The organism is Micromonospora aridisoli, assembly GCF_056150025.1.
In genome coordinates, this window is record NZ_JAXCFK010000009.1 from 301,097 (window position 1) to 309,362 (window position 8,266).

General features: G+C 67.5%; 6 protein-coding genes and 2 pseudogenes. 3 read left to right on the forward strand and 5 right to left on the reverse strand.

Annotated features, from left to right (window positions below):
- Positions 1-236 precede the first annotated feature (236 nt).
- Together SM447_RS20660 and SM447_RS20665 are read right to left on the reverse strand one after the other, a co-directional pair.
- Positions 237-2,069: a hypothetical protein gene (locus SM447_RS20660; RefSeq protein ID WP_474574478.1), complete on the reverse strand. Its 1,833-nt coding sequence runs from the start codon at positions 2,067-2,069 to the stop codon at positions 237-239.
- Positions 2,070-2,439: 370 nt separating this feature from the next.
- Entirely contained in the window at positions 2,440-2,874 is a 435-nt protein-coding gene (locus SM447_RS20665; protein WP_474574479.1) for a hypothetical protein, read from the reverse strand.
- Between the two features lie 1,119 nt (positions 2,875-3,993).
- On the opposite strand from SM447_RS20665, the gene SM447_RS20670 reads away from it, so the two are divergent.
- Positions 3,994-4,197, forward strand: coding sequence for a hypothetical protein (locus SM447_RS20670; RefSeq protein ID WP_474574495.1), 204 nt, complete (start codon positions 3,994-3,996; stop codon positions 4,195-4,197).
- Here the strand turns inward: SM447_RS20670 and SM447_RS20675 are convergent.
- Positions 4,108-4,722: pseudogene (locus tag SM447_RS20675) on the reverse strand (transposase family protein); the annotation flags it as partial. The gene SM447_RS20670 and the pseudogene SM447_RS20675 overlap by 90 nt on opposite strands.
- Before the next feature lie 476 nt (positions 4,723-5,198).
- On the opposite strand from SM447_RS20675, the gene SM447_RS20680 reads away from it, so the two are divergent.
- Positions 5,199-5,624, forward strand: coding sequence for a cold-shock protein (locus SM447_RS20680; RefSeq protein WP_474574480.1), 426 nt, complete (start codon positions 5,199-5,201; stop codon positions 5,622-5,624).
- Positions 5,625-5,828: 204 nt separating this feature from the next.
- Positions 5,829-6,031 (forward strand): annotated as a pseudogene (locus SM447_RS20685) (IS3 family transposase); the annotation flags it as partial.
- 159 nt (positions 6,032-6,190) lie between these two features.
- On the opposite strand, the gene SM447_RS20690 reads toward SM447_RS20685, so the two are convergent.
- Together SM447_RS20690 and SM447_RS20695 are read right to left on the reverse strand one after the other, a co-directional pair.
- Positions 6,191-7,033, reverse strand: a complete 843-nt coding sequence (locus tag SM447_RS20690; RefSeq protein ID WP_474574481.1) for a thioesterase II family protein — start codon at positions 7,031-7,033, stop codon at positions 6,191-6,193.
- Between the two features lie 4 nt (positions 7,034-7,037).
- Positions 7,038-8,261: a cytochrome P450 gene (locus SM447_RS20695; protein WP_474574482.1), complete on the reverse strand. Its 1,224-nt coding sequence runs from the start codon at positions 8,259-8,261 to the stop codon at positions 7,038-7,040.
- Positions 8,262-8,266 lie beyond the last annotated feature (5 nt).

Genomic DNA, 8,266 nt, shown 5'->3' on the forward strand with positions numbered 1-8,266 from the left:
TCGCTGGGGTCTGTGACCGGCTGCTCGTGGCGTACCCGGGTGCGTCCCTGGCCGTGGTGCACGGATCGGCGGGCGAGGTCGCCGTGCAGACCCGCGACGGCCTGCGCTATCGCTGCGGCCCCGCGAGCCTGCTGGTAGGAATGCGCATCCCGCGTCTGGCGGCCGTCGCCGGACAGATCTATGACCGGTGGGTCCTCGGCGATCTGCGTCGTCAGCGGGTGGCGCCGCTGGAGCTGCTATTCGGTGACGGTGCCGCCGAGCTTGTCGAGTCGACCGCGCACTGTGGCGAGCCGGGACGAGCCGATGGCGTCGAAGACCGCGGCCGCCTCGTGATAGTGCCGTCGTGCGTCCTCGTGGTCACCGCGCCGTTCGGCAACTTGGCCGAGCAGGTCCAGCGCCTCTGCCCACTCGGTGGCCGACCCGAGCTGCGCCATCCGGTGAGCTGCCTCAGTCGCCGCCTGTTCGGCCGCATCGTGGTTACCGAGACCGAGTTCGGCACCGGCGACACCGAGCAGCACCCGTGCGCCGTTGTAGGGGTCGATGTCGGTCAGCCCGAGGAAGATCTCCTCCGCCTCAGTCAGCAGTGGCATTGCTTGGGCCGGTCGGCCCATCCGGGTCAGTAGCATGGCCGCGTTGAGGCAGGTCAGGCCGGTGCTCCGTGGGTCGGAAAGGGTTCTTCTCAGCGGGAGGATCCGCCCGAACATTTGGGCTGCCTGGTTGTCACGGCCGGTGTCGGCGTACAGGGTGGCCAGTCCCTCCTCGGCATCAACGGTGCCCTGCACGTCGCCGGCCTCCCGGTATCGGTCGATCGCCGCCAGGCCGTGGTACTCCGCAGCCTCCTGGTTGCCCACCTTGCTGTAGGCCCTACTCAAGCGCTTGAGCATGTTCGCTTCGGCCCGGAGGTTCCCCCACGCCCGGGCCGCATGCAGGCCTCGCTCGTCCACCGTCAAGCGATCTTTATAGTCCTTGAAATACAGGAACAACGGCCACATCACGTCGCTGAGATGCCAGGCCAGCTCGTGGTGGCCAAGCTCAAAGGCGACTCGTCCGGCATCCAGAAGGTTGCTCCGTTCCCGCTGGAACCAGGCGAGAGCGGCGGCGCGGTCAGTGAACGTGGGCAGGCCTGCCGGTGGCTGTGGGAAGGCATACGGCAGGCGGCGACGGTAGGGGGTCACCACGAGGTCCGCGCGGTGTGCGGCGGCGAAGTAGAACTCGCTCATCGCCAGTTGCACTGCGTGCCGTTCTGCGTCCGAGTCATGGTGCTGCGACAATTCGCGGGCGTAGAGGCGCAGCAGGTCGTGGTAGCGGAACCGTTCCTCGGCGACCTCTTCCCAGAGGCTGGCTTCCAGCAGTTCGTCGACCAGTTGTGGCACTCGGTGCTGGTCGGCTGGTGGGGCTGTCATGGCGATCAACTCGGCGCTGAACTCGGGCCCGGGGTGGAGTGCCAGGCGCCGGAACAGCCCGCCGGCCTGCGGCGTCAGCGCCTGATAGGAGACCTCGATCATCGCTCTGATTGATAGCCCTTCCACGGCCGATAGGCGTGCCAACCGTTGCGTCTCGTCAGCGAGTTCGGACACCACCCGGCGGATGGTCAACCGTGGTCGAGTAGCGAGGCGTCCGCCAGCGACCATCAGCGCGAGCGGTATACCGCCGCAAATGCGAACCAGTTCCTCGGTTGGCCCAGACTCCTGGGCGATCCGCTCGCGACCGACTGTGCGCTCTAACAGAGTCACCGCTGCTGTCACGGGAAGTGGGCCGACGTCGAACAGGTGGGCGCCGTCGGGTATCAGTCCGGTCAATCGTCGGCGGCTGGTCACGACGACCATGGCAGATGCCGACGCGGGCACCAAGGGTCTGACTTGAGCGCCAGAGAAGGCGTCGTCGAGTAGTACCAGCAGCGACCGGTTCGCGGTGACCGTCCGGTAGAGGGCGACTTGCTCGGCCAGTTCCACGGGTATCCGCTGGGATGGCACGTCCAGCGCGCGTAGGAATACCGTCAGCGCTTCGCCGGGGTCCAATGGCGTGTCGCCGCTGAAACCCCGGAGGTCGGCGTGGATCTGCCCGTCCACGAACCTGTTTCGTCGGGCGTGTGCCCACTGCCTGGCCAGTGCCGACTTTCCTACGCCGCTAGGTCCGCAGAGTACGACGATGTTTGCGCCCTGGCTGAGCAGCTGGTCCAGCTCGGCTGTTTCTGCCGCCCTGCCGGTGAAATGCGCCGAGGGTGCGGGAAGTTGTCGGGGTACCGTGCTTCGGGCTGCTACCGGGCTGGTGAAATGTACGCCACCATGAATGATTCTGGCCTGCACGTTGGGCCCGACCACTGTTCCGGAAAGCTCGTTGACCGTCGCGTGGAGCACTTCGTGCTCAAGTTCTGGATTTTGGGGATCCAATCGCCAATGCCTTTCGCCCGCAACCGGTCGCGAAGTTCGTTGTCGAGGTTTAAAAGGTAATGTCGCCTCGGACGTCGCGCGCTTGAACTACTCGCTCTGCGGTGCCGCTGAAGTTGTTCACCACGCTGTCTCTGATGCCGTCAGATCCGGGATCTGATAGGCGAAGCCAGGCAGCTTTAACTGCGGCGTCGAATGCCGGGTCCCGTGACATTTCTTCTGCCAGGAATGAGGCTACGGCCACCTGGTGGGCTCGCTTGGAGGGGTGCGCCATAGCCTCGGTGAGGGCGTCGCCCTCCGGTGTTCCGGCGCGGAAGCGGGAGCGAATCAAGCGGGCCAGGGCAGCCGTCGCGGTACGAGCTCCCGAGGCGAGAGCCTCGGCCCCCTTTGCCGCCAGCGCGCCGACGACCGCCACGACTAATTGATCTTCCATCGGCGACCCCCAGCCGAGCCGGATATTGACAAGCTTCGGTGCTGTGACGGTCACAGTACCGTGCGCAGGCCAGCCCCCGCCCACCCAGCAAGCGACACGGCTTTCACCGATGGCTTATATACATCCATCGCCCGCCTTGTCTACTTATTTATTCCTTAAGGTTTTTGGCATGACGAGCCTGCCGATGCCATCTCATATCCTGGAATGGGGGCACCCGACACGTTTCGCTACAGCAGCGGCGGTAGTGTGCCGTCCGTGTTTTCGATCATTGCATTGGCGCTCGGCGCCGTCGTCGATGTCGGCGCGAGCCTCCTGTCCCCCGCCGCGCAGGCGGCTGCACTTGATGACCCCGTCACGCAAACGTGGATTAAATGGGTCTCCTGGCTACACACGGCGATCTTGGCATCACTTTAAGAATTGTCTGGGCTGATGGCGTCGTATCGACCCGATAAGCCGTACTGACGTTGAAGCCCTGCCATCGCCGCTCTGCCCACCGAACAGACGGCGGCGGTGGGCATGAATCCACCTACGACAGCGGCCCGCCATCGTGACCCGCGTACATGTCACGATGGCGGGCCAGTTGCTAAAGGACCCGGATCGCCTCGGTGGGAGAAGCCCACCCACCGCTGGACGGACAGGATCTGGCGGGGGCGGACACCGCGATCAGGAGGCACAGGGCGCCCAGCCAGCCTATGTTGACGCTGCTGAGCATGCCGGTCGACAGCACTACCAGAGCCACGGACGTGGCGGTAGCGGCGATAGCAATGATCAGGAGCGCGTCGTCCCCGAGGCCAGCGGCCTTGCGGCGATAGGCGCGCCATGCCGCGAAGGTGGTGGGGATCGCGCTGACCTACGTGCCGATCATCCCCGGCCGGGAGGGCGGGCGGTAACGGCACCAGAGGGTCAAACGGGTGCAACCCCGTGCGGAGCGCCGACTCGCCGAACCAGCCGAGGCCCTCCCCCATATCGAGCATGGCCAGGCCACCACGCCAAGCGCCAGGCGAAGGACCATGGCCATCGTCGGTCAGTCGTCGCTCCCGTCGAAAGCAGGAAGAGGTATGCGGAACCGTCAGCCCTGCATCACCACGCCGCGACGCCGATCCACATGAGATCGTCTGTGCCGTCATCCAACCGTGCTCCGGCTATCGGCTGCAGGCCCGCCCCGACCACACCGTGGTCATCGCGTCGGCCGAGTGCCGTCCGGGCGAGGTCATCGGGCTGCTGTCCGCCACGGCCGAGGAGCGGGAGCGGCACATCCCAGCGGCCGATTCGCCGGCGCGGGAGGATTCAGACTCCTGCGTAGCGGTCGGCTTCGACGTGGTGCAGGACGCGGATGGCCTGCGTGATCGCGGTCGCTCGGCGTGGGCAGCAGCGTAGCTTGACCAGGGTTCTCCAGGTTTGAGGGTGGCGATCGCGCGTTCGCCGCGGGCGCGGATCTTCGCGTGGGCCCGGTTGACGGCCTGCTGCCTGCGTGACAGCTTCGGCCGGAATCGGGCGCCGCTTGAACGGGGTGCGCACGCAGCTGGGGGTGCCTTGATAGCCCTTGTCCGCGAAGGTCATCAGGTCGGGCGCTGGTCAGGGCGTCGCTGATGCCGTGGGCGCGGGCGGCGGTCACGTCGTGCGTCGAGCCGGGCAGCGCGGCCGAGGCCCAGACGAGACGCCCGGCCGCGTCGGCGATGACCTGCACGTTCACTCCGTGCCGCTTGTGCTTTCCGGAGTAGTGCGGCTTCTGGTTGACAACCGGTCGATCGGGGTCAGAGTGCCGTCGAGGATTGCGTAGGCGAGCAGCCGGATCCTGGTCATGGCCGTGGCCAGGTCATCGGCGCGCGCGGCGAGCGGGTCGATGGCTTCGCGGAACCAGCGCCAGGCCGTCGTGACGCCGATCTCGAATCCGGCGGCCAGGCCGCCTCAAGCGCTACACCGCACGCCAACTCCTCCGGCTCATGCAGACCACCGCACCCGCGACCACTTGACAAGCACCACTCACAGATTGCTGTCTTACCGGGAGTCCCGTCCTACATGGACGACTGCCTCACGCATCGCCCGTGGCCTGCACCGTCACGATGGAGATGGCTCAACACAAGCACGGCGGCCTGCCTGCCTTGCAGCCCACCACAGCAGACAGTGCGATCGCACCCATCGACGCGACAGCATCGACATCCGCAGCTGCACCGCCGGTGCACTCCGACGGTGCGGCTAGAATACTAAGGGACGCCGGCCCCGAATTAGGGGTGGTTTTTCGGGTTTCTCGGCATCGCCGATGCTGCGAGTCTGTTCCGGAAAGAGCCGCGCGCCGGCCCGCGGCCTGGGTGGCATCGGACCGAGTGGCGCGGCAGTAAATCGAGGCGGAAGCGGTTGGGCTGATGACGGTTGACAGGTTGGTCAAGGGCAGGGTTGTTCGGTTCGAGGCGTCCCGCGGCTATGGCTTCATCGCGCCGGACGACGGCGGCGAGGATGTGTTCGTCCACGCCAACGACCTGAAGTCGGGAAACGGCGCACCGGTGTCGTGTGGCACCACCGTGGAATTCAAAATCATCGACGGGGAGCGCGGGCTCAAGGCGTATGACGTGCGGATCCTGGACGAACCACCGGCCGCCGCACCGGCCGTGCAGGCCGTCGTGCCGACGGTGCGGTCCGATGACGACTCGGGCGACGACACGTGTGACGTGCTGTCCACCGCGACGTTCATGGCGGAGATCACCGAGCTGATCATCGCTGCCGCGCCCGCCGTAACCGGCGCCCAGATCGTCGATCTGCGCGTCGCGTTGTGCCGCATGGCCACCCGGCACGGCTGGGTGGAGTGACGCGAGTGGGCGCGTGGCGGACGCGGGCGGGTGAGAGCCGTTCGGGTGGTGTGGGGCGTTCCCAGGGCCGGCGTAGGTCGGCGGCGGCGCCTCGGGCGAGGCGGAGTTGGGTGTAGGCGGCCAGCGCGAGCGAGGTCCAGCGGTCGGCGGCGTGCGGGTCGCGTGGTTTCGGGCTGGTCCAGCCGAGCGTCTGTTTGCGCATGGTCGACGGTGGAGTCCTTCTTCGGCCTCCTGCGGAACAACGCCCTCGACCGGCGATTGAGGACCACCCGCGAGCAACTACGGATCGCGATCGTGACCTGGATCGAACGGAACTACCACCGCCGCAGACGCCAGCGTTCGCTGTCCCGGTTGCCCCCGTCGAATTCGAAACCATCATGCACCCACCGGCCAGTACGGCCGCGTGACTACACCTGTCACCTGCCCATGCAGCAGACCCACGCCGCAGGCCTTCTGGCATCTATCCGGACCGGACTTCCAGCGGCAAGCGACGACGAGCCTACGAACGAAGATCAAGTACCTGCACGATCAACCTCCACTCGCTGGACGCACGAACGGCTCAATGATCAGGCTGGTGGCGAAGCTGCCGTTCTATCGAGGTCGATGCTGCCGAGCGCGATCGAAGAAGTCGCTGTGGGCCTTTCGACCGGGGCACGTCCGGTCCTGGCCTCCGCGCCGATGGCCGCGGCGACCGAGGCGACCTGCTCTTGGAGGTAAAAGTGCCCACCGGGGAAGACCCGCAGCGTGAACACGCCGGTGGTGTGCACCCGCCAGCGGGCGGCTTCCTGTCGGGTGACGTACGGGTCGTCCCTGCCCAACAGCGCCGTCACTGGACAGGCCAGCGTGTGCGGCCGGATGCACCGGTAGGTTTCGATGGCTCGGTAGTCCGCCCGGATCATCGGCAGCACGACGTCACGCATCCCCCCCGTCAGCAGCTCGCGATCGGTGGCACCGACGCGAACCAGCTCGTCGATAAACGGCTCGTCGGCCAGCAAGTGCGTGCCCATGTCACGCGAGGCCAGCGGGCCGGCCGTGCCGGAGACGAACAACGCCGCCGGCGACTGCCCCGCGGCCTGCAGCCGCGCGGCCATCTCGTACGCGACCACCCCGCCCATGCTGTGGCCGAACAGCGCGAACGGCCGCCGCGCCGCCTCGCCGAGCGCCGCGACGGCCGCGTCGGCCAACTCCTGGATCGAGTCCGGGAACGGTTCACGGAACCGGTCCTGCCGCCCCGGATACTGCAGCGCCGCGACGGACACCCGTCCCCGCAGCGCCTCGGCCAGCGGCGCGTAGAAGCTCGCGCTGCCGCCCGCGTGCGGCAGACACAACAGCCGGACGGGCGACTCGCCAGCGACCGGCGCGCCGAAGGTACGCAACCACCGGTCGGTCTGCACCGTAGTCGTGGTCATGCGCTCACACCCTCACCGGGAGTCGGGCCGCTCCACGCAGGCTGAGAAGGCCGTTCCATTCGACTTTGCCGGACAGTTCCAGTCGGGGGAAGCGGCGGACCAGCTCGACGAGCGCCACGCGACCCTCCAGGCGGGCCAGTGCCGCGCCGAGGCAGTGGTGAATGCCGCCGCCGAAGGAGAGGTGCTTACGCGCGTTCTCCCGCTCCAGCCGCAGCTCGTCAGCATCGGACCCCCAGAACTCCTCGTCACGATTGGCCCCAGCCAGGTTGGCCAAAATGAACGAGCCAGCGGGGATCTCGTAGCCGCCGACGTGGTACGGCTCCAGCGTCACGCGACGGCTGGTGTGCACCGGCGGGTCGTACCGCAGCGTCTCCTCCACCGCGTTGGCGCCCAGGTCGGGCCTGGCCCGCAGCAGTGCCAGCTGCTCCGGGTTGCGCAGCAGCGCCAGCGCGCCCCCGGAGATCATGTTCACGCTCGTCTCGTACCCGGCGACGTAGAGCATGGTGACTTGCGCGACCAGCTCGTCGTGGGTGAGCTTGTCGCCGTTCTCCTCGGCCGCGATGAGCGCGGTGAGCAGGTCGTCGCCGGGCTCCTGCCGCTTGCGGGCAACAGCCTCGCTGACCAGCGTGAAGATTTCCGCGTCGGCGGCCTCGACGACCCGCATCACCTCGGGGTCGGTGGTCAGTTCAACCGAGCGCATGAGCAGGGTGGTGAGCATGCGCATGTGCGCGGTGTCGATCGGCGGCATTCCCAGCATCCGCGAGATCACCGTGAACGGCAGCGGGAACGCCAGCGCCTCGACCAGGTCGCCGCCGCCGGCCACGGCGACGCCGTCGAGGGCGTCGTCGACCAGGCCGCGGATCATCGGTTCGAGGGCGTTGATCGCCCGCGCGGTGAATGCCTGGGTGACCAGCTTGCGCAGGCGGGTGTGGTCCGGCGGGTCGCGGTCGAGCAGGGCCAGACCCTTCAGCCGCGGAGCGTCGGTGACACCCGCGTGGGCGTACGCGTCGCGGAAGCGCCCAGGGCCGACCTTGCGCTGCTCGACCGAGAGCCCCGACCGCAGCAGCGCCGACACGTCGTCGTAGCGGGAGAGCATCCAGAAACCGCCCGGGTGCTCGTGCACCGGCACATGCCGGCGCAACTGCGCGTAGTGCGCGAACGGGTCCTCCATGAACTCCGGCGTGAACGGGTAGAAGAACAGCGGGGGGTCCTGCGGCAAGGTGGTCACCGTCT